Below are 25,438 nucleotides of genomic sequence, written 5' to 3'. Positions count from 1 at the left end.
CACACACAAAATCTGCGGCATTATATACTGGCGCTACTGAAACGGAAACGACACCGCTTGCCGCACCCTTTTTCGGCACCGCCCACATCGGAAATCTCATGCAACTCAAGAATCCCATCCTCGGTCTGTGCCAACAGTCCACGTTCATGCTCAGCGCCGCCAAAGTTGACCAATGCCCCGATGACGAAGGCTTTGAAGTCGCCTTTGCCGGTCGTTCCAACGCTGGCAAATCCAGCGCGCTGAACACCCTGACCCACGCCAGCCTGGCACGCACCTCAAAAACCCCAGGCCGCACGCAGCTCCTCAATTTCTTCAAGCTAGACGATGATCGGCGTCTGGTCGACCTGCCGGGCTACGGATACGCAAAAGTACCTATCCCGCTGAAGCTGCACTGGCAGCGTCACCTGGAAGCTTATCTGGGCGGCCGCGAGAGTTTGAAGGGTTTGATTCTGATGATGGACATCCGCCATCCGATGACCGACTTCGACCTGTTGATGCTCGATTGGGCCGTCGCCAGCGGCATGCCGATGCACATCCTGCTGACCAAGGCCGACAAGCTGACCTACGGCGCGGCCAAGAACACCCTGCTCAAAGTGCAGTCCGAAATCCGTAAAGGTTGGGGTGATGCGATCACTATCCAGCTGTTCTCGGCGCCAAAACGCATGGGCCTGGAAGAGGCCTACACCGTGTTGGCAGGCTGGATGGAATTGGCCGACAAGGGCGCGGAATTGGCCGAGTAACTTTTCTGCAGGCAAAAAAAACCCCGGACTTCGTATGGGGAGGGGAAGTTCGGGGTTCAAGTTCCGGACCGCTAGGGCGGGGTCCAGATATCTGCCAACACTTAACACAACATAGGAGCATTGAAGGGCTTCACCACCCATTCAGTAACTCTGAGTAGCAATTCACGGGTTAAGTTCCGGCAGGTTCGAAAATCTATTTGAAATAACCGACGGCGACTTTCGGACTAAAGCACTCTGCCACCACGCAAGGTGATGGCAGAGCCCGGCAATCAGTGCGCTTCGTCCCAGTTGTTGCCCACGCCCACTTCCACCAGCAGCGGCACGTCCAACTGCGCAGCAGCACTCATGTGCTCGCGGATTTTCTCGCTGACTTGCGCCACCAGGTCCTCACGCACCTCAACCACCAGTTCATCGTGCACCTGCAGGATCACTTTGGCATCCAGCCCGGACTCGGTCAGCCAGTTGTCCACTCGCACCATGGCCTTCTTGATGATATCCGCCGCCGTACCCTGCATCGGCGCGTTGATCGCAGTACGCTCTGCCGCTGCGCGCTCCTGGGGCTTGTTTGAGTTGATATCCGGCAAGTACAGGCGACGGCCGAAGAACGTCTCGACATAACCTTGATCAGCCGCCTGGGCACGCGTGCGCTCCATGTATTCGCGAACGCCAGGATAACGGGCGAAATACACATCGATATACGCCTTGGCGGTCTTGGTATCGACGCCAATGTCCTTGCCCAGCTTCTGCGCCCCCATGCCGTAGATCAGGCCAAAGTTGATCGCCTTGGCACTGCGACGCTGATCCGAAGTGACGTCGCCCAATTCAACCTTGAACACCTCGGCCGCCGTAGCGGTGTGCACGTCCAGGTTGTCGCGGAAGGCATTCATCAAGCCTTCGTCCTTGGACAGGTGCGCCATGATCCGCAGCTCGATCTGCGAGTAGTCCGCCGCCAGTAGCTTGTAGCCCTTGGGCGCGACGAACGCCTGACGGATCCGCCGCCCTTCGGCGGTACGCACCGGAATGTTCTGCAGGTTCGGATCACTGGAGGACAACCGCCCGGTCGCCGCCACCGCCTGGTGATAAGAGGTGTGGATGCGCCCGGTGCGCGGGTTGATCTGCTCCGGCAGCCGGTCGGTGTAGGTGCTTTTGAGCTTGCTCATGCTGCGGTACTGCATCAGCACCTTTGGCAGCGGGTAATCATCCTCGGCCAGCTTGGCTAGCACCTCTTCAGCCGTAGAGGCTTGGCCCTTGCCGGTTTTTTTCAGTACCGGCAGGCCGAGCTTTTCGTAAAGGATCGCGCCAAGTTGCTTGGGCGAGCCCAGGTTGAACTCCTCGCCAGCGATCTCGAACGCCTGTCGCTCCAGTTCGACCATCTTGTTGCCCAGCTCGATGCTCTGGATGCCCAGCAGATCCTTGTCGACCAGTGCGCCCTGACGCTCGATACGGGCCAGCACCGGCACCAACGGGATTTCGATATCCGTGAGCACACTCGCCAGGCTCGGGATCGCGCTAAGTTGTGCAAACAGCTCCTGGTGCAGGCGCAAGGTGATATCGGCGTCTTCCGCCGCATACGGGCCAGCCTGCTCCAACGCGATCTGGTCGAACGTCAGCTGCTTGGCGCCCTTGCCGGCGATGTCCTGGAAAGCGACGGTGTCGTAGTCCAGGTACTTCTTGGCCAGACTGTCCATGTCATGCCGTGTTGCGGTGGAGTTCAATACATAGGATTCGAGCATGGTGTCAAAGGCGATGCCGCGCACGGTAATGCCGTGTGCCGGGTCGCCGCCGATGGCGCAGTTGGCCAGGATATTCATGTCGAACTTGGCATGCTGGCCGACCTTGAGCTTGGTCGGGTCTTCCAACAGTGGCTTGAGGGCCAGGAGCACGGTGTCGCGATCCAACTGCTGCGGCGCGCCTATGTAGGAATGGGTCAGCGGAATGTAGGCCGCCTCATGGGGCTGGACGGCGAAGGAAACACCCACCAACTGCGCCTGTTGGGCGTCGATACCGGTGGTTTCGGTATCGAAAGCAAACAACGTCGCTTCGTTGAGCTTTTTCAGCCAGATATCGAAGGTCGCCTGGTCGAGGATGGTGGTGTAGCTCGCCTCTGTTGGCGCCACTGTTTCAACAACGGCTTCAACTGCAGGGGCCGCCTTGAGTTCTACGCGCTTGGCGTCGCGCTGGATTTCATCAAACCAGCTCTTGAACTCCAGCAGCGTGTACAGCTCCAGCAGCTTCTCGCGATCCGGCTCGATCAGGTGCAGGTCATCCAGGCCGACATCCAATGGCACATCACACTTGATCGTCGCCAACTGGTAGGAAAGAAACGCCATCTCCCGATGTTCTTCCAGCTTGGCGGGCAGTGTTTTGGCGCCACGAATAGGCAGGGACGGTACGATGTCCAACTGCTCATAAAGCTCTTTGATGCCGCCATTCACGCCGACAAGTAAGCCGGAAGCGGTTTTCGGACCAATGCCCGGAACGCCTGGAATGTTGTCGGATGAATCGCCCATCAACGCCAGATAGTCGATGATCTGCTCGGGAGCGACACCGAATTTCTCCTTCACGCCCTCGATGTCCATCGCGCTACCGGTCATGGTGTTGACCAAGGTAATGTGCCCGTCGACCAGCTGTGCCATGTCCTTGTCCCCGGTGGAAATCACCACCGGGCGGTCAGCGGCCGCACTGCTGCGGGCCAGGGTGCCGATCACGTCATCGGCTTCGACCCCCTCGACGCACAGCAACGGGAAGCCCAGGGCGATCACGCTCTGGTGCAGTGGCTCGATCTGCAGGCGCATGTCATCAGGCATGCTTGGGCGGTTGGCCTTGTATTCGGCGTACATTTCATCGCGAAAGGTCCCACCCTTGGCGTCGAACACCACCGCGAACGGACTGTTCGGGTACTGCTTGCGCAGGCTTTTGAGCATGTTCAACACGCCCTTGACCGCGCCGGTGGGCAGGCCTTTGGAGGTGGTCAGCGGTGGCAACGCGTGGAACGCGCGGTACAGATAGGAAGAACCGTCCACCAGGACGAGGGGTGCTTGGCTCATGAGCAGAATCAACCTTTTCGGCGGGTCAGGCGCTAGAATAGCCGGACCAATGACGACAAAGGGACAAGGTTATCATGCGTACATTCAAACGCCTGCTGTTGACCGGCTTGATCGCACTCGCCCCGATGGCTGCCATGGCGGCAGACGATGCGCCTGGGGGTGATCCGGAAGTGACCATTCGCACGGAAGGTGACAAGACTATCCAGGAGTACCGCCAGAACGGCTTCTTGTACGCAATCAAGGTCACCCCGAAGGGCGCGCCTCCGTATTTCTTGGTGCGCGCGGACGGAACCGACGCGAACTTCATCCGCTCTGACCAGCCGGATATGCTGATCCCGTCATGGAAGATCTTCGAATGGAAATGATTTCTTAACTTCAATTGGCGCCGCACACCGCGGCGCCCGTACTGGCAGTTTTAACCATGTCTGTGTTCACCCCCCTGGCTCGGCCCGAGCTGGAAACCTTTCTCGCCCCTTACGGGCTCGGCCGCCTGATCGACTTCCAGGGGATTGCCGCCGGTAGCGAAAACACCAATTTCTTTATCAGCCTGGAGCAGGGCGAGTTCGTCCTGACCCTGGTAGAACGCGGTCCGGTCGCGGAAATGCCGTTCTTCATCGAACTGCTCGACGTGCTCCACGACGCCGACCTGCCAGTGCCCTACGCGCTGCGCACTACCGATGGCGTGGCCCTGCGCGAGCTGAAAGGCAAGCCGGCGCTGTTACAACCGCGCCTGGCCGGCAAGCACATCAAGGAGGCCAACGCCCAACACTGCGCCCAGGTCGGTGAGCTGCTAGGCCATCTGCACCTGGCAACACAGGGCGAAAAGGTGCTGGAACGCAAGACCGATCGCGGCCTGGACTGGATGCTCAGCGAAGGCGCGCAGCTGATTTCGCATCTGAACGATGCACAGCAGCGCCTGCTGCAGGACGCACTGAGCGAGATCGAAGCCCACAAGGCTGGGATCCTTGCCCTGCCACGCGCCAATGTGCACGCCGACCTGTTCCGCGATAACGCGATGTTCGAAGGCACGCACCTCACCGGCCTGATCGACTTTTATAACGCCTGCTCCGGCCCGATGCTGTACGACGTGGCGATTGCCTTGAATGACTGGTGTTCGGACGCGGATGGCGTGATCGATGGGCAACGCGCCCGGGCATTGCTGGGGGCTTATGCGAGCCTGCGGCCGTTTACCGCCAAGGAAGCCGAGTTATGGCCGACGATGCTGCGCGTGGCGTGCGTGCGATTCTGGTTGTCACGCCTGATCGCGGCTGAGTCGTTCGCCGGGCAGGACGTGTTGATCCATGACCCGGCGGAGTTCGAGCATCGGCTGGTGCAGCGTCAGCAAGTGACTATCCAACTGCCGTTCGCCCTATAAAACTCGATCAATGTGGGAGCTGGCTTGCCTGCGAAAGCGGCGGGTCTGCAACGGAGATGCTGGCTGACCTAACGCTATCGCAGGCAAGCCAGCTCCCACAGGTCAGAGCGACTCCAGGCAACCCGCCAAATCATTGCCTAACTTCTCCAGCACCTGCTCATAGCCCTGAGCGGTAGCCGGGGTATAACCGCCCAACGCATCCAACTCCGCCAGCTTCACCGGCAGACCGGAGACCAGCGTTTCCGCCAGGCGCGGACGCAACGGCGGCTCGCTGAACACGCATGTCTTGCCGACTTCCTGCAAACGCGTACGCATCGCCGCCACATGCTGGGCGCCGGGTTGTACCTCAGCAGCCACGCTGAACACGCCGGCATGCTTAAGCCCGTAAGCCTCTTCGAAGTAATCGAAGGCTTCGTGGAACACGAAATAAGGCTTGCCATCGATCGGCGCCAAGCGGGCTTTCAGGCGAGCATCCAGAGCATCCAGGCGCTCGTCGAAGGCTTTAGCGTTGCTCTGGTAACGCGCGGCATTGGCCGGATCGGCGGCAGCCAGGTCAGCAGCCATGCGCGCAGCGATCACCCGAGCGTTGACGGTCGACAGCCACAAGTGCGCATCCAGGCTGCCTGGGCGGTGATCATGGTCGTGTTCGTCGGCATCATCGGCGTGGGAGTGGTTATCTTCAGCGAAACGACGCAACTTCATGCCTGGCAGATCCTGCACTGCCACTGTCGTAGCCGTACGACCTTTCAGCACGCGCGGCAGGAAACTCTCCATATCCGGGCCGATCCAGTACAGCAGGTCCACCGACTGCACACGCCGTACGTCGGATGGACGCAGCGCATAGTTATGCGGCGATGCACCCGGCGGCAATAACACCTCGGGAACGGCCACGCCATCCTGCACAGCCGCGGCAATCAGCTGCAACGGTTTGATGCTGGTCAGTACCTTGACCTCGGCCTGAGCGGCGCCAGTGATGAACAAACTGGTGACAAATACGACAAAAACGGGAAAAAGTCGGGACACGATGACCACTCAATGGCGTAGGAACGGGTAACATAATAACGTCTCTATCAAATATCTGTCGCCGCTCATGCCTAAAACACCGCTTGCCAGCCGTCCCCACGACCACTCTCACTGCGTGCATACCGCGCTGTCGGAGGCCGAGACCCTGTGCACACAGAAGGGTCTGCGCCTGACCGCCCTGCGTCGCCGCGTGCTGGAACTGGTGTGGCAGAGCCACAAGCCGCTGGGCGCCTACGACATTCTCGGCGTGCTCAGCGAGCAAGATGGCCGCCGCGCCGCACCGCCGACCGTGTACCGTGCCCTGGATTTCCTGCTGGAAAACGGCTTGGTGCACCGCATCTCCTCATTGAACGCCTTTGTCGGCTGCAGCCACCCGGAACACGCACACCAGGGCCAGTTCCTGATTTGCCGCGAGTGCCACGCCGCCATCGAGCTTGAACAAAAAAGCATCAGCGATGCCATCATCAAGAGCTCTGCCGACGTCGGCTTTCAGGTCGAAGGGCAAACGGTCGAAGTGGTCGGCCTGTGCTCGGGTTGCCAGGGGGTTTGATGAGCAACGCGTTAATCCGCCTGGAACAGGTCGGGGTCACGTTCGCCGGGCAACACGTGCTGGATAACATCGCACTGAGCGTGGAACCTGGGCAGATCGTCACCCTGATCGGTCCCAACGGCGCCGGCAAGACCACCCTGGTACGCGCCGTGCTCGGCCTGCTCAAGCCCGACACCGGCAGCGTGTGGCGCAAACCCAAGCTGCGCGTCGGCTACATGCCGCAGAAGCTGCACGTCGACCCGACCCTGCCACTGTCCGTACTGCGCTTTCTGCGCCTGGTGCCGGGCGTGGACCGCGCCCGCGCCCAGGCTGCGCTAAAGGAAGTCGGCGCCGAACAGGTGATCGACAGCCCGGTGCAAAGCATCTCCGGCGGCGAAATGCAGCGCGTACTGCTGGCCCGAGCCTTGTTGCGCGAGCCGGAACTGCTGGTGCTGGATGAGCCGGTGCAAGGTGTCGACGTCGCCGGCCAGGCCGAGCTGTATAGCCTGATCACCCGCCTGCGCGACCGTCATGGTTGCGGCGTACTGATGGTCTCCCACGATTTGCACCTGGTGATGAGCACCACCGACCAAGTGGTATGCCTCAACCGTCACGTGTGCTGCTCCGGACACCCGGAGCAGGTCAGCGGCGACCCGGCGTTCGTCGAGCTGTTCGGTAAGAACGCCCAGAGCTTGGCGATTTACCACCACCATCACGACCACGCCCACGATTTGCACGGCGCCGTGGTCGACGATCCCGCCGCCCCTCACACCCACGTTCATGGAGATAGCTGCAAGCATGGCTGATTTTCTGCTCTACGCCCTGCTGGCAGGCTTGGCTTTGGCACTGGTGGCGGGCCCACTGGGCTCGTTCGTGGTCTGGCGGCGCATGGCTTATTTCGGCGACACCCTGTCCCACGCGGCGCTGCTGGGCGTGGCCATGGGCTTCTTGCTGGATGTGAGCCCGACCATCGCCGTGACCGTGGGCTGCCTGTTGCTGGCGGTGCTGCTGGTGACCCTGCAACAGCGCCAGCCGCTGGCCTCCGACACCTTGCTGGGCATCCTGGCACCGAGCACCCTGTCCCTGGGCCTGGTGGTGCTGAGCTTCATGCACGAAGTGCGCATCGACCTGATGGCCTACCTGTTCGGCGACCTGCTGGCCATTAGCACCACCGACCTGGCCTGGATCCTCGGCGGCAGCGCCGCCGTGCTGGTGTTGCTGGTCGCGCTATGGCGCCCATTGCTGGCGATTACCGTGCACGAAGAGCTGGCCACGGTCGAAGGCCTGCCTGTGCCGAGTCTGCGCATGGCCCTGATGTTGTTGATCGCCGTGGTGATTGCTGTCGCGATGAAGATTGTCGGCGTATTGTTGATCACGTCGCTGTTGATCATTCCCGCAGCCGCCGCCCAGCGCCATGCCCGTTCGCCGGAGCAGATGGCGATCGGCGCGAGCCTGCTGGGGATGCTTGCAGTGTGCGGGGGCTTGGCGCTGTCCTGGTTCAAGGACACGCCGGCCGGGCCATCGATTGTGGTCACGGCCGCCGCCCTGTTTTTGCTGAGTTTTGTCCTGCCCCGTCGAGGGGTGTAGACTTGCTCGCTTTTTGCGCAAATAGAGAGTCGCAGGAATGAAGCCGTTCACCTCCCGTTATCTGCTCCTTGCCGCATTTTCCCTGCTGCTGGGCGCCTGTCAAAGCACACCGCCCGCCGCCCCCGAGGCCCCGGACGCTCGCGCTGCGGCCATCGCGCAGCTGGAACAAAACCTGGCCAGCAGCGAGTTGGCCACCGCTGAAGATCAACTGGCAGCACTGCAGACCCAGTCGCCGAACGACCCGGCGCTGGAGGCCTACCAGCGTCAATTGGCCGAAGCCTATCTGCAGCGCAGCCAGATCGTGCTGCAAAAAGGTGACGTAAACGCCGCCGCCACCGCACTGAGCCGTGCCCGCGCCCTGATGCCCAAGGCCCCGGCGCTGACCGGTGGCGTAAACAGCGCCATCACTCACGCCCGCAAAGCCGAGCTGGACCAAGCCGAGGCCGCCCTGAAAGCCGCCGAAGCCAAACCCGCGGCCAAAGTCATCGACCCGGCAGCCCCCAGCACCACCGTGGCGCTGAACCTGACCCATATCGAAGAACTGCGACACCAGCTGGATGCAATTGCCACCGACGTGGTGAATTACCAGTGCGACGTGAGCATCCAGGCGCCGCGCACAGAGGATTACCCGTGGCTGGCCACGTTGCTGACCAAACGGGTGAAGCGTATCGATTCGGACTATGACCTGAAGATTCACCGTCAGATTCTGAAGAATATTCCTGCGCAAGTTGTGCTGATTCCGCGCAAGGCGGAATAAAAGCATCGCAGGCAAGCCAGTTCCCATTTGAAGTGTGAACACATTCAAGTGTGGGAGCTGGCTTGCCTGCGATGACGATCTAACAAACAGCCAATGATTTAAGCCGGAATCGCCTTAGCCTTAGGCTCACGATCCCAAACCCGATGCTGGCCGATGGCGGCAAAAAACGCCTTGAACGCCTTGGCATCCGACCCCACGATCAGCCCCGCATCCACCTCAAGCTTCAGCAGGTCCAACAATGGCTTGGCGTCACTGGCAACGGTAATCGCCTTCAGGTGCTTGTACGCCTCCAACAGGAAGTGCAACGCCACCCCATCACCGCTCAAGGCTTTCACCGAGTCCTTTCCGCCAGGGACAAACACCGCATCAAACGCAATGGACGGCATACCTTCCATCGACGCATCCACTGGCAGGCTCTTGCCATCGGCCGTTTTCACCGGCGCCGAGGTGGGCCCCAGCAACTTGGCGTGCGCACCCTCTGCTTCCAGTGCCTTTTTCAGCGCGGCAATCGCTACGCCGTCCACGCCATTGGCTGCCAGGATCGCGACCTTGCGGGTCTTGATATCGCCCGGCAGCAGGTTCGCCTGGCTCAATGCCGGCGAACGTTCCGGCTTGGTTTGACGCTCCGGCACGGTGCCTTTAGTCGGCGCTGGCAGCCCGAGGTTCTGTGCCACGCGCTTGGCCAGTTCCAGGTCGATATTGGCCAGGATCTCGTTGACCTGACGCGCGCGAATGAACTCACGCTCCACCTTGCCCAACTCAAAGCTATAAGCCGCGATGATGTGCTCTTGCTCGTGCTTGCTCATGCTGCGGAAGAACAGGCGCGCCTGAGAGAAGTGATCGCCGAACGACTCGCTGCGCTCACGGATCTTGTGGGCATCGATACGCTCCGGATAAGTCTCGAAGCCACCATCCTGTGCCGCCGGCGGGGTTTCCTTAGGCCAGCCGCCATCAATCGAATTCGGCTCGTAGGACGCACGGCCTTTGTCGATGGTGCTGCGGTGCATGGCATCACGCTGATTGTTATGCAACGGCGTCACGGGCTGGTTGATCGGCAACTGGTGAAAGTTCGGGCCGCCCAGTCGGCTGATCTGTGTATCGGTGTAGGAAAACAGACGGCCTTGCAGCAGGGGGTCATTGGAGAAGTCGATACCCGGCACGATATGGCCAGGGCAAAACGCGACCTGCTCGACTTCTGCGAAGAAGTTATCCGGGTTACGATTCAGCACCATCTTGCCCAACGGCGTGATCGGCACCAGCTCTTCCGGAATCAGCTTGGTCGGGTCGAGAATATCGAAGTCGAATGCATGTTCCTTATCCTCGGGAATAACCTGCACGCCCAATTCCCACTCGGGGTAGTCGCCCATCTCAATGGCTTCCCAGAGATCACGACGGTGGTAGTCGGTATCTTTACCGGCCAGCTTTTGCGCCTCGTCCCACACCAGCGAGCAGGTGCCTGCGGTAGGGCGCCAATGGAATTTGACGAAGTTGGATTGACCCTCGGCATTCACCAGGCGGAAGGTATGCACGCCAAAGCCTTGCATGCTGCGTAGGCTCTTTGGAATGGCGCGGTCAGACATCGCCCAGATCACCATGTGAGCGGATTCGGGCTGCAGCGAAACGAAATCCCAGAAGGTATCGTGCGCCGATCCGCCGGTAGGAATTTCATTGTGTGGTTCAGGCTTTACGGCGTGCACGAAGTCAGGAAACTTGATCGCGTCCTGAATGAAAAATACCGGCATGTTGTTGCCCACCAGGTCGAAGTTGCCTTCTTCGGTGAAGAACTTAACCGCAAAACCGCGCACGTCACGCACCGTATCACCCGAGCCACGTGGACCCTGCACGGTGGAAAAGCGCGTGAACACCGGGGTTTTATGCCCAGGATCACGCAGGAACCCAGCCTTGGTCAGCGCCGAATGGTTCTCATACGTCTGGAAATAACCATGGGCGCCGGTGCCACGGGCATGCACGATGCGCTCCGGGATGCGTTCATGGTCAAAGTGAGTGATTTTTTCACGCATGATGAAGTCTTCCAGCAGCGATGGGCCACGGGAACCGACTTTCAAGGTGTTCTGGTTGTCGGAGATCTTCACGCCTTGGTTGGTGCGCAGGGCCTGGCCGGTCGCATCGGAGCGGAATTCTTCCAGGGCCTGCAGCTTGGCGTTGGTGTTGCCACGGTCCAGGGTATCGGTACCCGCGAGTTCACTCTTCAGCGGGGTGGCTGGCTTCTTGGTACTCATCAGACAAAACTCCTTATTCAAAGTGGCCAGAGCGGTCCCCGGCTCGTTTGAGCAAAACCCCAGGCACGGCACCTGGGAAATCGAGTTGCTTAAGTAGTGACTGATGGGGTTTTGGGCCGTTCCTTTTTTATGACCTTTGATCGCGTTATTGCCAAATCGCTGGTTGAATGCGAAATAAATGCTAAGAAACACTATACGGACAGGCTAAAATGCGCGCCCGGCTAACCGCTGATCCCTTTTCCATGCGCCCCACAAGGTTCGCTACGTGATCGAGTTTCAAAACGTCCATAAAACTTACCGCGTCGCCGGTAAGGATATTCCCGCGCTGCACTCCACCAGCTTGAGTGTCGAAAACGGCCAGGTGTTCGGCCTGATCGGCCACTCTGGTGCGGGTAAAAGCACCCTGCTGCGTCTGATCAACCGCCTCGAAGAACCGAGTGGCGGGAAGATCACGGTCGACGGCGAAGAAGTCACCGCGCTGGACGCCAACGGCTTGCGCCGTTTCCGCCAGCAGGTCGGGATGATCTTCCAGCACTTCAACCTCCTGGCGTCCAAGACCGTCGCCGACAACGTGGCGCTGCCGCTGACCCTGGCCGGCGAGTTGTCGCGCAAGGAGATCGACCAGCGCGTTGCAGAGTTGCTCGCTCGTGTCGGCCTGTCGGACCACGCCAAGAAGTACCCGGCGCAGTTGTCCGGTGGCCAGAAGCAGCGCGTCGGCATCGCCCGCGCCCTGGCGACCAAGCCAAAGATTTTGCTGTGCGACGAAGCCACCAGCGCCCTCGACCCACAGACCACCGCCTCGGTGCTGCAGCTGCTGGCCGAGATCAACCGCGAGTTGAAGCTGACCATCGTGCTGATCACCCATGAAATGGACGTGATCCGCCGCGTGTGCGACCAGGTGGCCGTGATGGACGCCGGCGTGATCGTCGAGCAAGGCTCGGTGGCCGACGTGTTCCTGCACCCCAAGCACCCGACCACCAAACGCTTCGTGCAAGAGTCCGAGCAGGTCGACGAAAACGAGCAACGCGACGACTTCGCCCACGTACCCGGCCGCATCGTGCGCCTGACGTTTCAGGGTGAAGCGACTTACGCGCCACTGCTGGGCACCGTCGCCCGCGAAACGGGTGTGGACTACAGCATCCTCGCCGGCCGTATCGACCGCATCAAAGACATCCCTTACGGGCAATTGACCCTCGCCGTCACCGGTGGCGACATGGAAGCCGCGTTTGCGCGCTTCACCGCCGCTGACGTCCACATGGAGATCCTGCGCTAATGGACGTCCTGTTGAGTTTCTTCGCCAATATCGACTGGTCCGAAATCTGGCTCGCCACCGGCGACACCATGACCATGCTGTTCGGCTCACTGTTCTTCACCGTAGTGCTCGGTCTGCCGCTGGGCGTGCTGTTGTTCCTGACCAGCCCGCGCCAACTGTTCGAACAGAAAGGCCTGTACGCGCTGCTGTCGCTGATCGTGAATATCCTGCGTTCGCTGCCGTTCATTATTCTGTTAATCGTGATGATCCCGTTCACCGTACTGATCACCGGCACTTCGCTGGGTGTGGCGGGGGCGATTCCACCGCTGGTCGTGGGCGCAACGCCGTTCTTCGCGCGGCTGGTGGAAACCGCCCTGCGTGAAGTGGACCGCGGCATCATCGAAGCCACCCAATCCATGGGCGCCAGCACGCGCCAGATCATCACCAACGCCTTGCTGCCCGAAGCCCGTCCCGGCATTTTCGCAGCGATTACGGTGACGGCGATTACACTGGTGTCCTACACGGCGATGGCCGGTGTCGTCGGTGCCGGTGGCTTGGGTGACCTGGCGATCCGTTTCGGGTACCAGCGTTTCCAGACCGATGTGATGGTGGTCACCGTGGTGATGCTGTTGATCCTGGTGCAAATTCTGCAAACCGTCGGCGACAAGCTGGTGGTGCACTTTTCTCGAAAATAACGGCCATTGCCGGCCGCAAGCCGGTACATGCCCGAACAAGGAGCTTGTTGGATGAAAAAACTACTGGTTGCTTTCGCCGCCGTTGCCGCGTTTTCCGCCCACGCCGAGACCATTACGGTCGCTGCTTCGCCGGTGCCTCATGCGGAAATCCTGGAATTCGTGAAACCTGCGCTCGCCAAAGAAGGCGTAGACCTGCAGGTCAAAGTCTTCACCGACTACGTGCAGCCGAACGTACAAGTCGCTGAAAAGCGCCTGGACGCCAACTTCTTCCAGCACCAGCCGTACCTGGATGAGTTCAACAAGGCCAAGGGCACTCACCTGGTGAGCGTCGGCGCCGTGCACCTGGAACCCCTGGGCGCCTACTCCAGCAAGTACAAGAAGCTGGACGAGCTGCCTAGCGGCGCAAACGTCGTGATCCCGAACGACGCCACCAACGGCGGCCGCGCGCTGTTGCTGCTGGCCAAGAATGGCCTGATCACCCTGAAGGACCCGACCAACATCCTGTCGACCATCAAGGACATCACCAAGAACGAAAAGAACCTGAAGTTCCGCGAACTGGAAGCCGCCACCCTGCCGCGCGTGCTGACCCAGGTCGACCTGGCGCTGATCAACACCAACTACGCGCTGGAAGCCAAGCTGGATCCGTCCAAGGACGCATTGGTCATCGAAGGCAGCGACTCGCCTTACGTGAACATCCTGGTGACGCGCGAAGACAACAAAGACTCGGACTCTGTGAAGAAGCTGGTTGCTGCCCTGCACACGCCTGAAGTGAAGAAATTCATCGAAGAGAAGTACAAAGGCGCGATCAAGCCGGCGTTCTGATCTGACTCGATCTCCCAAACACTGGAGATCAAAAAATGTGGGAGCGGGCTTGCTCGCGAATGCGGAGTGTCAGTCGACGAAGATGTTGGCTGGCCCCCCGCAATCGCAGGCAAGCCAGCTCCCACATCTGTTTTGTGTTGTTGGCAGGGTTGGCGTCCGACTTATTTACGCAGTAGCAAGCCGGGCAATTGCGCTACCAGCTTCTGATTGTTCAACGGCGCCCGGATAAACCCACGCTGGGTCCCATCCGGTCCGATCAGCGCCAGGTTGCCACTGTGGTCGACGGTGTAGTTGGGCTTGCTGGTATCGGCCGGAATGAACGGAATGCTCACCGCATTCGACACCTTCTGCACCTCCTCCACGTTTGCGCCGGTCAGGCCCTGGAACTGCGGGTCGAAGTAGCCCAGGTACTGCTTGAGCTGAGTCGGCGTGTCGCGGTTCGGGTCGACGCTGACCAGGATCACCTGCAACTTATCCACAACGTCCTTGGGCAGTTCGCTCTTGATCTGGCGCAGCTGGGCGAGGGTGGTCGGGCAGATATCCGGGCAGAAGGTGTAGCCGAAGAACAGCAGGCTCCACTTGCCTTTCAATTCGTTGACCACCACTGGCTGGCCGTCCTGGTTGGTCATGGTCACCGGCGGCAACTGACGGCTTTGCGGCAACAGGATGATGCCAGCGTCAATCAAGGCGGTAGGGTCACCCTGGCCTTTGCCCGAGAGCACTTTGTTAACGGTCAGGCCCATGATCAATGCCACCAGGGCCACCAGGATGAAGACAGTTTTTTGAGTTCGAGTCATAGGTTCAACAGTAGGTAGTGGTCAAGGAGCAGCGCGATAAACAGCAGCAGCAAGTACCAGATAGAGTACTTGAAGGTGTTGATCGCCGCGTGCGGCCGACCGCCACGGTACAACACCCAGGCCCATTGCAGAAAGCGCCCGCCCAACAGCAGTGCACACGCAAGGTACAACGGGCCGCTCATGTGGATCACATAGGGCATCAGGCTCACCGCCAGCAAGGCGCAGGTGTAGAGCAGGATATGCACCTTGGTGTAGTGCTCGCCGTGGGTCACCGGCAGCATCGGGATATCCGCCTTGGCGTATTCCTCCTTGCGGTGAATGGCCAGGGCCCAGAAGTGCGGCGGCGTCCAGGCGAAGATGATCAGCATCAACAGCAGGGGCTCGGCGCTGACATGCCCGGTGACCGCGACCCAGCCCAGCAGTGGCGGCGCAGCACCGGCCAGGCCACCGATGACGATATTCTGCGGCGTCGCACGCTTGAGAAAGCCGGTGTAGATCACCGCATAACCGAGCAGCGAGGCCAGCGTCAGCCAAGCCGCCAGCGGGTTGGTGAACGCCAGCAACAGCGCCAATCCTGCCACAGCCAGAAACAATGCAAACGCCAACGCCGCCAGCGGCGATACCCGTCCCTCTGCCAGCGGCCGCTTGTGAGTGCGCGCCATCACCGCATCGATACGCCGATCCACCACATGATTGACCGCCGCCGCACCGCCCGCGCACAGGGCAATCCCCAGGTTGCCAAATACCAGTACCGTCCACGGCACGCCTGCACGGGTCGCCAGGAACATCCCCACCAGCGAGGTAATGAGCATCAGCACCACCACCTTCGGCTTGGTCAGCTCCAGGTAATCACGCCAGATCGCCTGACCCTGACGCGCGCCGATCAAGGTCGCCATGGCATTTCTCCTTTAAGGGTGATGAGGCCCGATACGTGTTTACGCGGAATGAAACGCCAACCGAACGGCAACTGGTTGCGCACCCGGACCAGGCTGGTGCGGGCGTGGTAGTTGACCAGAACCAGCGTCAGCAACAAGGCCGCACCACCCGCGTTATGCCCGACCGCAACCGGCAGCGGCAGGTGGAAATACACATTGCTCAGGCCCAGGCAGATTTGCGCCACCAGGGCGATCAGTAGCAAGCCCGCCAAGCGAGTCATACCTACTGCACGCAGTTGCCAGGCCAGGCCGAGCAGCACCAGGCTGACGATGACGGCGCCAATGCGATGGGTCAGGTGGATGGCGGTGCGTGCCTCACTGTCCAGCTGCCCGCCCAGGTAGTTGGGCCCGATGTGCTGTGTAAGATGAAAGCCGTTGGCGAAATCCGCTGCCGGCCACCATTCGCCATGGCACGTCGGCAAATCGATACAGGCCACCGCCGCGTAGTTGGAACTGACCCACCCCCCCAGCGCGATCTGGCCGATCACCAGCACCAGGCCCGCCGTCGCCCAATATTGCAGGCGCCTGGGCACAATCAAGGCGGGCAATACGCCGGACAAGCGCAGGGTCAGCAGAAACAGCAGGCTCAAGGTCGCAAAACCGCCTAACAAATGCCCGGTGACCACCTGCGGCCACAGCTTCAGCGTCACCGTCCACATGCCAAACGCGGCCTGCGCGAATACCACCGCCAGCACAAAGAGCGGCAACTTCACCGGCTGGCCTGGATCGCGCCGATGGCTCCACGAACGCGCGGCCAGCAGCACGATCAGCAAGCCCAGGGTGCCGGCGAAGTAGCGATGGGTCATCTCGGCCCAGCCCTTGTCCGCCTCGACCGGCGTATCAGGGAAATGCAGCTCGGCATGGGCCAACTGGGCTTCGGTCTTCGGCACGCTGATGAAGCCATAGCAGCCCGGCCAATCCGGGCAACCCAGACCGGCGTGGGTCAGGCGCGTATAGGCGCCGAGCAGCACGACGATCAACGCCAGCAGGGTGGCAAACAACGCGAGGCGAAATCCAGGCTTGGCCATGACGATGCCCTTATCCGATGTTCGACAGTTTCAGCAGAAGGCGCAGGTCGTTGAGCAAGTCCTTGCCCTTGACCTTGGCGTCATAGCGCAGCACCAGGTTGCCGTGGGGATCGACAATCCACAGCTGCGCGTCACCCGGCGCGGCGGCGTGCTTGGTGAAGGTCGACAAGTCCAGCGAGTAGCGTTGCAACTGCGGATATTCCACTTTCAGCTTGGCCTCGTACTCCGCGCTCACCGGTTGCGCACTGGCCAGGGCATGGCTGGCACGGGAGGCATCACGGCCCAGGCTGATTTGCAGTTGGCGTGCGAGGTACACCAACTGCTGGCAATCGGCTGCACAGGCGGTGGGCGCGGTCACCAGCAGTTGCCAGCGCTGCTCATCGGCCTGTACGCCTATATCAGCGCGGGTCTGGCCATTACCGATCATCTCTCCGTGGTAGCTGCGGCTCTGCGGTACCCAAAACTGCAGCTTGTACATGAAGGTGGCCAGCGCCATCGGGCCGATCACCATCATCAGAATCAGGATCAACTGCCAACGGCCTTTGCGCCGATCGGGCGTTTCAGACATGTTGAGTGGATTGGTGGCCGCTCCCATGGGGCTTCTCCTTTTTGTTGTGCAATCCGAGGTAGAGATAAAGCGCCAGCAACGCCAGCGACATGGCGAACCACTGCACGGCATACGCCACGTGTTTTTCCGGGCCCATGGCGACGATTGGCCAGGTGGTTTCGTAGGTGCCGGGGCCGGCTTCGGCCCGCAGTTCGTAGGCGAATCCGTTGCGGCCCAGCTCGGACCAGAGCGCGGCAGGGTGCAAGGCCGTCAGCAGACGCGGCCATTGCGCGGTCGTGGGGTCCGCGCGCAACTGGAAGGTTTCGCCAGGCGCGATGTACACCCAGGCGTCAAGATTCACAGGCTGATCCGGCGTGGTGAAGATGGGCGGCGTGCGCCGATCCGGCCAGGGCAGCCAACCGCGATTGAGCAACAGCCACAGGCCGCTGGCCTGGTCGTGGAAGGGTTGCAACAGCTCTACGCCGGCTTTGCCGTCGCGCAGGCGATTGTCGAGAAACACGCTGTGCTCAGCGTCGAATTGACCGCGCAACCGCACGCGGCGAAAGGCGGGGTCAGCCTTGTCGTTGAGCTGCGCGCTGCTGATCGGGTCAGCCGCGCGCCGGTCGGCATAACTGTCCACCAGCAACTGCTTTTCATGGCCGCGAGACAGCTGCCAAAACCCCAGACCCACCATCAACGGCAGCAGCACCAACACCACCACAGTGGGTGCGACGCCTGGACGAAAGCATTTTATGGCGCTGGCTATACTTGTTTTCATTGCCCGCCCATCCCATTGGAGCCAGACCATGCTCAAAGCCGCTATTGCCCTGATGCTGATCGCGACCGTTGTGAGCCTGTTCAGTGGCTTGTTCTTCCTGGCCAAGGACGAGGGCAACTCCAACCGCCTCGTCACTGCCTTGACCGTGCGTGTCGTGCTGGCCGTGATCACCGTGGCGCTGATCGCCTGGGGCTTTTTCAGCGGCCAACTGGTTTCTCATGCGCCGTGGTAGGGCGCCTCACAGCACATAGACGAAGAAAAACAGCCCGATCCACACCACATCCACAAAGTGCCAATACCAACTGGCCGCCTCGAAACCGAACTGGTGCTCGGCATTGAAATGCCCCTTGAGGATGCGCATCAGCATCACGAACAAAATAACGGTGCCAATGGTGACGTGGGCGCCGTGGAAGCCGGTGAGCATGAAGAACGTCGCACCGTACACGCCGGAGCCCAGGGTCAGGCCCAGCTCTTTGTAGGCGTGGATGTATTCCTCAGCCTGGAACCCGAGGAATGCCAGGCCCAACAGCACGGTGATCGCCAACCAAATTTTCAGCGCGCCGCGATGACCTTTGCGCAGCGCATGGTGGGCAATGGTGATGGTCACGCTGGAGCTCACCAGCAGGATGGTGTTCACCAGCGGCAGGCCCCAGGGGCTGATGGTGCCTTCCGGTGCCGGGTACATCTTCGGATCGGGGTTGTTCAGCAACGGCCAGGCAAATTCGAAGTTCGGCCACAGCATGTGCGCAATGCCCTTGTGGCCCTCGCCACCCAGCCACGGACCGGACATGTGCCGTACATAAAAAAGCGCACCGAAGAATGCGATAAAGAACATCACCTCGGAAAAGATGAACCAGGTCATGCCCCAGCGGAACGAGCGGTCCATCTGCGAACTGTACAAACCGGCACGGCTTTCCTTGATCACCGCGCCGAACCAGCCGAACAGCATGTAAGCCAGCAACAGCCCGCCGACGAAAAAGATCCACGGGCCGTGGGATTCCGCGCGCGCGGCCTTGAGGTCGTTGAACCACAGACCCAACCCGTACACCGTGATCAACAGGCCAAACGTGGCAATTATTGGCCATTTGCTTTGTGCTGGTACGTAGTACGTATCATGAGACGACATGTATTCGCTCTCCTGATTGAGGGGGCAAACAGTAGCTAGCCGCCGCTGTGGACAGCCACCGGCGGTTGGCGCGCAGTGATGTCGAACAGCGTGTACGCCAGGGTCAGATGCTTCACATCCTTGGGCATGTCGCGGTCGACGATAAAACGCACCGGCATCTCGATGCGTTGGCCCGGTTGCAGCACTTGCTGGGTGAAGCAAAAGCACTCGGTCTTGTGGAAGTACATCGCCGCTTCGGCCGGGGAAATACTGGGGACGGCCTGGGCAGTCATTGGCTTATCGGTAGGGTTGTGCGCCACGAACAGCATCTCGGTCACCGCGCCCGGGTTAACGACTACCTCGTCAGCCTTGGCATAAAAATCCCAGACCATGTCGATGGCGTTGGTGGACAAAAACTGCACTCGCACCTGGCGCGAGGAATCGACGATCTGCTCGCCCTCGTACTGCCCGGCCGTCTTGCCGTTGATGCCGAATGCCTTGCACATCACGTCGTAGATCGGCACCAGTGCAAAGCCGAAGGCGAACATCGCCACCACCAGGATCAGCAGCCGCGTGACCAGGCGCTTGGTGGGCAAGGACTCAGCCATGGCAGCCTCCCATCGTCCTGTTCATTTGACCTCCGGTGGCGTGGTGAACGTGTGGTACGGCGCAGGCGAAGGGATGCTCCACTCCAGGCCTTCAGCGCCATCCCAAGGCTTGGCCGGCGCGGGCGTACCGCCACGGATGCACTTGATCACAATGAACAGGAAGAAGATCTGCGTGGCGCCGAACATGAACGCGCCGACCGACGAGACCATGTTGAAGTCGGCGAACTGCAGGTTGTAGTCCGGCACCCGCCGCGGCATACCCGCCAGCCCGACGAAGTGCATCGGGAAAAACGCCATGTTCATGCCCACGAAAGACAGCCAGAAGTGCAGCTTGCCCAGGGTTTCGTCGTACATGTGGCCAGTCCATTTCGGCAGCCAGTAGTAGGCCGAAGCGAAGATGCCGAAGATCGCACCGGGCACCAGTACGTAATGGAAATGCGCCACCACGAAATAGGTGTCGTGGTACTGGAAGTCCGCCGGAGCAATCGCCAGCATCAGCCCGGAGAACCCACCGATGGTGAACAGGATCACAAAGGCCACGGCAAACAGCATCGGCGTCTCGAAGGTCAGCGAGCCTTGCCACATGGTGCTGACCCAGTTGAACACCTTCACCCCCGTGGGCACGGCGATCAGCAACGTGGCGTACATGAAGAACAGCTCGCCCACCAGCGGGATGCCCACCACAAACATGTGGTGCGCCCACACGATGAACGAGAGGAACGCGATACTCGCCGTGGCGTAGACCATCGAGGTGTAGCCGAACAGCGGCTTGCGCGAGAAGGTCGGGATGATCGAGCTGACGGCGCCAAAGGCCGGCAGGATCATGATGTACACCTCGGGATGGCCGAAGAACCAGAACACGTGCTGGAACAGCACCGGGTCACCGCCGCCAGCGGCACTGAAGAAGCTGGTGCCGAAGTGGATATCCATCAGCATCATGGTCACGCAACCGGCCAGCACCGGCATGACCGCAATCAGCAGGAATGCGGTGATCAGCCAGGTCCAGACAAACAGCGGCATTTTCATCAACGTCATGCCGGGGGCGCGCAGGTTGAGAATGGTGGCGACCACATTGATCGCGCCCATGATCGAGCTGATGCCCATCAGGTGGATCGCGAAGATGAAGAACGTCACGCTTTCCGGCGCATAGGTGGTCGAGAGCGGGGCGTAGAAGGTCCAGCCGAAGTTCGGCCCACCGCCCGGCGTGAACAGCGTTGAGACCAACAGCAGGAACGCCGCCGGTAACAGCCAGAAGCTGAAGTTGTTCATGCGCGGCAGGGCCATGTCGGGCGCGCCGATCATCAACGGGATCATCCAATTGGCCAGGCCTACAAACGCTGGCATCACCGCGCCGAACACCATGATCAGCCCGTGCATGGTGGTCATCTGGTTGAAGAACGCCGGCTGCACAATCTGCAGGCCTGGCTGGAACAACTCGGCCCGGATCACCATGGCAAATGAGCCGCCGAGCAGGAACATGGCAAAAGCGAACCACAGGTACAGGGTGCCGATGTCTTTGTGGTTGGTGGTCAGCACCCAGCGCATCAACCCCTTGGCGGGGCCGTGGGCATGGTCGGCGTGACCATGGTCATCGATCACAGCGCTCATGGCCGTTCTCCTGCAAGCGAGTGGGCGGGGCGGGTCGAGGTAGACGCCTTGAGGTAAGTCATTTGCTTTCCGCCTGCTTGATGGCCAGCACGTCTTTAGGCGTGACCATGTCGCCTTTGTTGTTGCCCCAGGCATTGCGCTCGTAGGTCACTACGGCAGCGATATCCACTTCCGAGAGCTGTTTGCCAAAGGCCGCCATCGCGGTGCCGGGCTTGCCGTGGTAGACAATGCTCAGGTGATCAGCTGCGGGGCCGGTGGCGATCTTCGAGCCCTTGAGCGCCGGGAACATCGGCGGCAGGCCCTGGCCTTCGGCCTGGTGACAGGCCACGCAGGTGGTGTGGTAGACCTTGTCGCCACGGGCCACCAACTCTTCCAACGTCCACTCTTTAGAGGTCAGCTCCTTGAGCTTGGCGGCCTCTGCCTTGCGCTCGCCAAGCCAGGTCTCGTAATCGGCCTTGGACTTGACCTCGACCACAATGGGCATGAAACCGTGGTCCTTGCCGCACAGTTCGGCGCACTGGCCACGGTAGATGCCGGGTTTCTCAACGCGGGTCCAGGCCTCATTGACGAAACCGGGAATGGCGTCGCGCTTGACCGCAAAGGCCGGCACCCACCAGGAGTGGATCACGTCGGCGGCCGTCACCAGAAAGCGCACCTTGGCGCCCACTGGCAATACCAGGGGCTGGTCGACTTCCAGCAGGTAGTGTTCACCTTTGGTCGCCTGGTTGTGGATCTGCTCGGCGGGCGTGGCCAGGTTGCTGAAGAACTCCACGTCCTGGCCCAGGTATTTGTAATGCCACTTCCACTGGTAGCCGGTGACCTGGATATCGATATCCGACTCACTGCTGTCGTAGATATTGATCAAGGTCTTGGTCGCAGGAATGGCCATCGCGATCAGGATCAACAAGGGCACGACGGTCCAGAGGATTTCCACGGTGGTGCTCTCGTGGAACTTGGCCGCGACCTGGCCCGTGGACCGGCGATGAAGGATCATCGACCAGAACATCGCGCCAAACACGATGATGCCGATCACCACACAGATCCAGAAAATGGTCATGTGCAGGTCGAACACAGCGTGACTGACTTCTGTCGCCCCTGGCGCCATATTCGTTGTCCAGGCGGCATGTGCCTGGCCGAATACCGACCACAACAGGAGGCCCATCCAAACGTGTGGATGTCGCATCATTGCGGGTTCCCCTTATCGTTCTTGTTATCCCGCCGGTTTGCACCTGCGTCGAAGGGAGCGGCTTCCATACTGCTTACAACCGCCTGGCCTTGCCTGCTTATGCAGTCTGGCGTCATCAGCTAATCGCGTACAAACCCGAGTATAGACACGCTCTGCAACCCTGCAATGCGTAGGGGCAAATGAGTAGAAATGACCGGAAATAGCCAATAAAACCGGGAGCGGAATCGTTTATCCGACGAACGATGGCAATTCGATATAACGGGGGCGCATAACCATGAAATAATTATGACAAATGCGTCTTAGACGCTCGTATAAACGAGCTACCTTATCCTCTCCCTTTTCCTACACCTGCATCACTGGAGCTTTCATGAACACCGCCGCATTGCGCGAGCAGATTTCCCGTGCCCATCAACACGAAGCCAGCACAGGCCAGCTTGCCCAGCAACTGGAAAAACAATTGCCGCACCTGCATTCGGCCATCTCCCTGGCTGACGGTGATCGCCACATTGTCATGACCCGCTTTGTCACCGCCTACATCGATCTCGTCCCCGATTTACTCGACGCCGCCAACGACGTGGCCCGCGAAGCGGGTATCGAAAGCCAGATCAAGCCGGTGCTGAAGATCGCCGAGCATTTCTTCCTGCAACCGCCCGCCATCCTCGCCGGCCACGAAGGGCTCGACGGCCTGCTGGACGAGGCCTACCTGGCGCATCGATTGGTGGAAGAGGTGAACGATCTCTATATCAAGCATTTTGGCCAGCCATTGATTCCGGCCGACACGACTGTCGCTAATGTCATCGCCCACCAACTGATCGGCGAAGCCTTCGCCAACCAGTTGGATAAAGCGGTACACCACGCCGTGGATGAAATGCTCAACGAAGACAGCTTTGCGCTGGAGTCGGTCGAAGCCTATCGCGAACAGCTGAAGAGCCCGGACACAGAAGCCGCGTGGAAACGCTGGCCGTGCCTGTCGCGGCAGTTGGGGGTTGAGTTGGCGTTGGATCAGCCCGCCTAGATCTTCGATCTAATACAAAACCCACGTGGGAGCGGGCTTGCTCGCGAATGCGGTGACTCAGTCAACATTTCCGGTGACTGACACCCTGCATTCGCGAGCAAGCCCGCTCCCACATTTTTGATCCGGTTTCGTCAGCTCACAGACGGCGCCGAACCTATCCCCGTCGTCGTCCGCACCCGACCTTCCAACCGGCGCTTCAACCCGCGCGCTTCGATCACCAGCGTCGAGCCCTTGGCCGCATTGGCCCGCCCCCATTCTTCCAGTAGCTCCAGGCAGGAATGGTCGATGTAACTCAAGTTGCTCAACGGCACGTGCACGGTGCTGCCCGCAGGTACCGTCGAGAGCACCTGGGTCAACGCCGGCACCTTCAGGAAGGTCGCCGCCCCCGTCAGACGCAGCTCCATCTCTCCTTCCTGGGGCAAGTCGATCAAGCTGACCTTGAGCCGCGAAGCCTTGAACGCCAGCTTGACCAACGTCAACCCAAAGCCCACCAGTACGCCGGTCAGCAGGTCGGTAAAGATGATCGCCAACGCCGTGGCTGCGTAGGTAAACATCGGCATCCGCCCATAGCGCCCCAGTGCCTTGAACGCCTTGATGTCCACCAGCTTGATCCCGGTGTACACCAACACACCCGCCAGGCTCGCCACCGGGATGCTTTGCAGCACACTCGACAGCAACAGCACGAACGCCAGCAGCCACAGCCCGTGGAACATCGCCGACAAACGCGTGGTCGCACCGGCCTGCACGTTGGCCGAGCTGCGCACGATCACTCCAGTCATCGGCAAGGCACCAAGCAGACCACAGAGCATGTTACCGACACCCTGGGCGGACAACTCCTTATCGAAATCAGAACGCTGACCACTGTGCATGCGGTCGACCGCCGCGGCGGAGAGCAGGGTTTCGGCGCTCGCGATAAACGCCACGGCGAAGGCGGCAATCAGCAACTGGGGGTCAGCGAGGTTGAGCAGGTCGCTGGGACGCAGCCAGTCGATAGCGTCGGCGAGGTTTTCCGGGACTTCCACGCGTTTGACCTGCAACGCCAGCACCAGGCTGACCACCGTGGTCAGGCCTACACCCAACAAGGCACCCGGCACAAAGCGCAGGCGTTGCGGGCGTAATTTGTCCCAGGCGTACATCACCAGCATCGTCGACAAACCGAGCAATCCCGCCTGCCAACCCAGGCCGCCGCCCAGGATAGGAATCGCCTCGGCCAACGCCGCTGGGAACCCCGTCAGGTTATCCAGCCCAGAAGGCTTGGGCGCGCCGTCGAGCATCACGTGAATCTGGGATAACACAATCAACACGCCAATCCCCGCCAGCATACCGTACACCACCGCCGGCGCCGTGACGCGGAACCAGCAGCCCAGGCGCAAACGCCCGGCCACCAGTTGCAGGAAACCCGCCAACAACAGGATCGGCCCGAGCATCAGCATGCCGTGCTGGCGCACCAGCTCGAACACCAACACCGCCAGGCCCGCCGCCGGGCCACTGACCTGCAGCGGCGAGCCTGCCAACCAACCCACCACCAGGCCACCGATGATTCCGGTGATCAAGCCCTTGGCCGGGGGCATGCCTGAGGCAATCGCGATCCCCATGCACAGCGGCAGGGCGACCAGAAACACAACCACAGAGGCGAGCAGCTCCCGTGGCAGTACAGCTTTCAATTGAGCAGCACGCATGATGACTCTCCCGAGGCATTTACCGGGCGCGGCAAAGCCTGGCTGCGTCCATGGCAGCCACCGCTTTACCCGGCAGGGAAGTGTT

At 60.7% G+C, this 25,438-nt stretch carries 25 protein-coding genes; 12 read left to right on the top strand and 13 right to left on the bottom strand.

Features of this window, described 5'->3' with window-relative positions; genetic code table 11:
* The first annotated feature begins 98 nt into the window (after positions 1-98).
* Positions 99-740, top strand: a complete 642-nt coding sequence (gene yihA / locus PF1751_RS00410) for a ribosome biogenesis GTP-binding protein YihA/YsxC (RefSeq protein ID WP_010207832.1) — start codon at positions 99-101, stop codon at positions 738-740.
* A 269-nt stretch (positions 741-1,009) separates the two neighbouring features.
* Here yihA and polA read toward each other — a convergent pair whose 3' ends face one another.
* Positions 1,010-3,787, bottom strand: a complete 2,778-nt coding sequence (gene polA / locus PF1751_RS00405) for a DNA polymerase I (protein ID WP_010207831.1) — start codon at positions 3,785-3,787, stop codon at positions 1,010-1,012.
* A 74-nt stretch (positions 3,788-3,861) separates the two neighbouring features.
* On the opposite strand from polA, the gene PF1751_RS00400 reads away from it, so the two are divergent.
* Positions 3,862-4,152, top strand: a complete 291-nt coding sequence (locus PF1751_RS00400; protein WP_010207830.1) for a DUF2782 domain-containing protein — start codon at positions 3,862-3,864, stop codon at positions 4,150-4,152.
* 56 nt (positions 4,153-4,208) lie between these two features.
* The gene (locus PF1751_RS00395) at positions 4,209-5,162 is read left to right on the top strand and encodes a homoserine kinase (RefSeq protein ID WP_010207829.1); all 954 of its coding nucleotides are present in this window, start codon (positions 4,209-4,211) and stop codon (positions 5,160-5,162) included.
* A 102-nt stretch (positions 5,163-5,264) separates the two neighbouring features.
* Here PF1751_RS00395 and PF1751_RS00390 read toward each other — a convergent pair whose 3' ends face one another.
* Positions 5,265-6,194, bottom strand: coding sequence for a zinc ABC transporter substrate-binding protein ZnuA (locus PF1751_RS00390; protein WP_021491401.1), 930 nt, complete (start codon positions 6,192-6,194; stop codon positions 5,265-5,267).
* 58 nt (positions 6,195-6,252) lie between these two features.
* Here PF1751_RS00390 and PF1751_RS00385 point away from each other — a divergent pair, with 58 nt between their 5' ends.
* From PF1751_RS00385 to PF1751_RS00370, 4 genes are read left to right on the top strand one after another with little or no spacing between them, the layout of a single operon-like run.
* Positions 6,253-6,735 carry a Fur family transcriptional regulator gene (locus PF1751_RS00385; protein ID WP_010207825.1) on the top strand — a complete coding sequence of 161 codons (483 nt, stop codon included), beginning with the start codon at positions 6,253-6,255 and terminating at the stop codon, positions 6,733-6,735.
* Entirely contained in the window at positions 6,735-7,520 is a 786-nt protein-coding gene (gene znuC / locus PF1751_RS00380; protein ID WP_010207823.1) for a zinc ABC transporter ATP-binding protein ZnuC, read from the top strand. Before PF1751_RS00385 ends, znuC begins: the two co-directional genes overlap by 1 nt.
* Positions 7,513-8,301: a zinc ABC transporter permease subunit ZnuB gene (gene znuB / locus PF1751_RS00375; protein WP_010207821.1), complete on the top strand. Its 789-nt coding sequence runs from the start codon at positions 7,513-7,515 to the stop codon at positions 8,299-8,301. The genes znuC and znuB overlap by 8 nt, the downstream gene beginning before the upstream one ends.
* 37 nt (positions 8,302-8,338) lie before the next feature.
* Positions 8,339-9,058: a PA5502 family lipoprotein gene (locus tag PF1751_RS00370; RefSeq protein WP_038452470.1), complete on the top strand. Its 720-nt coding sequence runs from the start codon at positions 8,339-8,341 to the stop codon at positions 9,056-9,058.
* A gap of 98 nt (positions 9,059-9,156) precedes the next feature.
* Here PF1751_RS00370 and katE read toward each other — a convergent pair whose 3' ends face one another.
* Entirely contained in the window at positions 9,157-11,370 is a 2,214-nt protein-coding gene (katE, locus tag PF1751_RS00365; RefSeq protein WP_226994534.1) for a catalase HPII, read from the bottom strand.
* A 193-nt stretch (positions 11,371-11,563) separates the two neighbouring features.
* On the opposite strand from katE, the gene PF1751_RS00360 reads away from it, so the two are divergent.
* The 3 genes from PF1751_RS00360 to PF1751_RS00350 are packed head-to-tail and all read left to right on the top strand — an operon-like array spanning position 11,564 to position 14,067.
* Entirely contained in the window at positions 11,564-12,571 is a 1,008-nt protein-coding gene (locus tag PF1751_RS00360) for a methionine ABC transporter ATP-binding protein (protein WP_010207815.1), read from the top strand.
* Complete coding sequence (locus PF1751_RS00355) at positions 12,571-13,245, top strand: methionine ABC transporter permease (RefSeq protein WP_010207814.1); 675 nt, start codon at positions 12,571-12,573, stop codon at positions 13,243-13,245. The genes PF1751_RS00360 and PF1751_RS00355 overlap by 1 nt, the downstream gene beginning before the upstream one ends.
* Positions 13,246-13,296: 51 nt before the next feature.
* Positions 13,297-14,067: a MetQ/NlpA family ABC transporter substrate-binding protein gene (locus tag PF1751_RS00350; RefSeq protein ID WP_042571120.1), complete on the top strand. Its 771-nt coding sequence runs from the start codon at positions 13,297-13,299 to the stop codon at positions 14,065-14,067.
* Between the two features lie 161 nt (positions 14,068-14,228).
* Here the strand turns inward: PF1751_RS00350 and PF1751_RS00345 are convergent, their stop codons facing one another.
* Genes PF1751_RS00345 through PF1751_RS00325 form a run of 5 tightly spaced genes read right to left on the bottom strand, consistent with a single transcriptional unit; the run spans position 14,229 to position 18,152 of the window.
* A complete protein-coding gene (locus PF1751_RS00345) occupies positions 14,229-14,864 on the bottom strand; it encodes an SCO family protein (protein WP_010207811.1) in 636 nt (211 codons plus the stop codon).
* Positions 14,861-15,760 carry a heme o synthase gene (gene cyoE / locus PF1751_RS00340; RefSeq protein WP_021491404.1) on the bottom strand — a complete coding sequence of 300 codons (900 nt, stop codon included), beginning with the start codon at positions 15,758-15,760 and terminating at the stop codon, positions 14,861-14,863. The genes PF1751_RS00345 and cyoE overlap by 4 nt, the downstream gene beginning before the upstream one ends.
* Entirely contained in the window at positions 15,748-16,827 is a 1,080-nt protein-coding gene (locus tag PF1751_RS00335) for a COX15/CtaA family protein (RefSeq protein WP_010207809.1), read from the bottom strand. The genes cyoE and PF1751_RS00335 overlap by 13 nt, the downstream gene beginning before the upstream one ends.
* 10 nt (positions 16,828-16,837) lie before the next feature.
* Positions 16,838-17,422: a hypothetical protein gene (locus tag PF1751_RS00330; RefSeq protein WP_021491405.1), complete on the bottom strand. Its 585-nt coding sequence runs from the start codon at positions 17,420-17,422 to the stop codon at positions 16,838-16,840.
* Positions 17,388-18,152, bottom strand: a complete 765-nt coding sequence (locus PF1751_RS00325) for an SURF1 family protein (RefSeq protein WP_029529042.1) — start codon at positions 18,150-18,152, stop codon at positions 17,388-17,390. The genes PF1751_RS00330 and PF1751_RS00325 overlap by 35 nt, the downstream gene beginning before the upstream one ends.
* 28 nt (positions 18,153-18,180) lie before the next feature.
* Here PF1751_RS00325 and PF1751_RS00320 point away from each other — a divergent pair, with 28 nt between their 5' ends.
* On the top strand, positions 18,181-18,384 hold the full coding sequence (locus tag PF1751_RS00320; RefSeq protein WP_010207805.1) for a twin transmembrane helix small protein: 204 nt from the start codon (positions 18,181-18,183) through the stop codon (positions 18,382-18,384).
* Positions 18,385-18,390: 6 nt separating this feature from the next.
* Here PF1751_RS00320 and PF1751_RS00315 read toward each other — a convergent pair whose 3' ends face one another.
* From PF1751_RS00315 to coxB, 4 genes are read right to left on the bottom strand one after another with little or no spacing between them, the layout of a single operon-like run.
* Complete coding sequence (locus tag PF1751_RS00315; protein ID WP_010207803.1) at positions 18,391-19,278, bottom strand: cytochrome c oxidase subunit 3; 888 nt, start codon at positions 19,276-19,278, stop codon at positions 18,391-18,393.
* Positions 19,279-19,313: 35 nt separating this feature from the next.
* On the bottom strand, positions 19,314-19,865 hold the full coding sequence (locus PF1751_RS00310) for a cytochrome c oxidase assembly protein (protein ID WP_010207802.1): 552 nt from the start codon (positions 19,863-19,865) through the stop codon (positions 19,314-19,316).
* Between the two features lie 21 nt (positions 19,866-19,886).
* Positions 19,887-21,473, bottom strand: a complete 1,587-nt coding sequence (gene ctaD, locus PF1751_RS00305; RefSeq protein WP_010207801.1) for a cytochrome c oxidase subunit I — start codon at positions 21,471-21,473, stop codon at positions 19,887-19,889.
* A gap of 58 nt (positions 21,474-21,531) precedes the next feature.
* A complete protein-coding gene (coxB, locus tag PF1751_RS00300; protein ID WP_010207796.1) occupies positions 21,532-22,659 on the bottom strand; it encodes a cytochrome c oxidase subunit II in 1,128 nt (375 codons plus the stop codon).
* 367 nt (positions 22,660-23,026) lie between these two features.
* Here coxB and PF1751_RS00295 point away from each other — a divergent pair, with 367 nt between their 5' ends.
* On the top strand, positions 23,027-23,674 hold the full coding sequence (locus PF1751_RS00295) for a hypothetical protein (protein WP_010207795.1): 648 nt from the start codon (positions 23,027-23,029) through the stop codon (positions 23,672-23,674).
* 131 nt (positions 23,675-23,805) lie between these two features.
* Here the strand turns inward: PF1751_RS00295 and PF1751_RS00290 are convergent, their stop codons facing one another.
* A complete protein-coding gene (locus tag PF1751_RS00290; RefSeq protein ID WP_010207793.1) occupies positions 23,806-25,353 on the bottom strand; it encodes a SulP family inorganic anion transporter in 1,548 nt (515 codons plus the stop codon).
* Positions 25,354-25,438 lie beyond the last annotated feature (85 nt).

The organism is Pseudomonas simiae, assembly GCF_000934565.1.
GTDB lineage: Bacteria > Pseudomonadota > Gammaproteobacteria > Pseudomonadales > Pseudomonadaceae > Aquipseudomonas > Aquipseudomonas simiae.
This window is presented reverse-complemented; position numbering and strand designations above follow the sequence as displayed.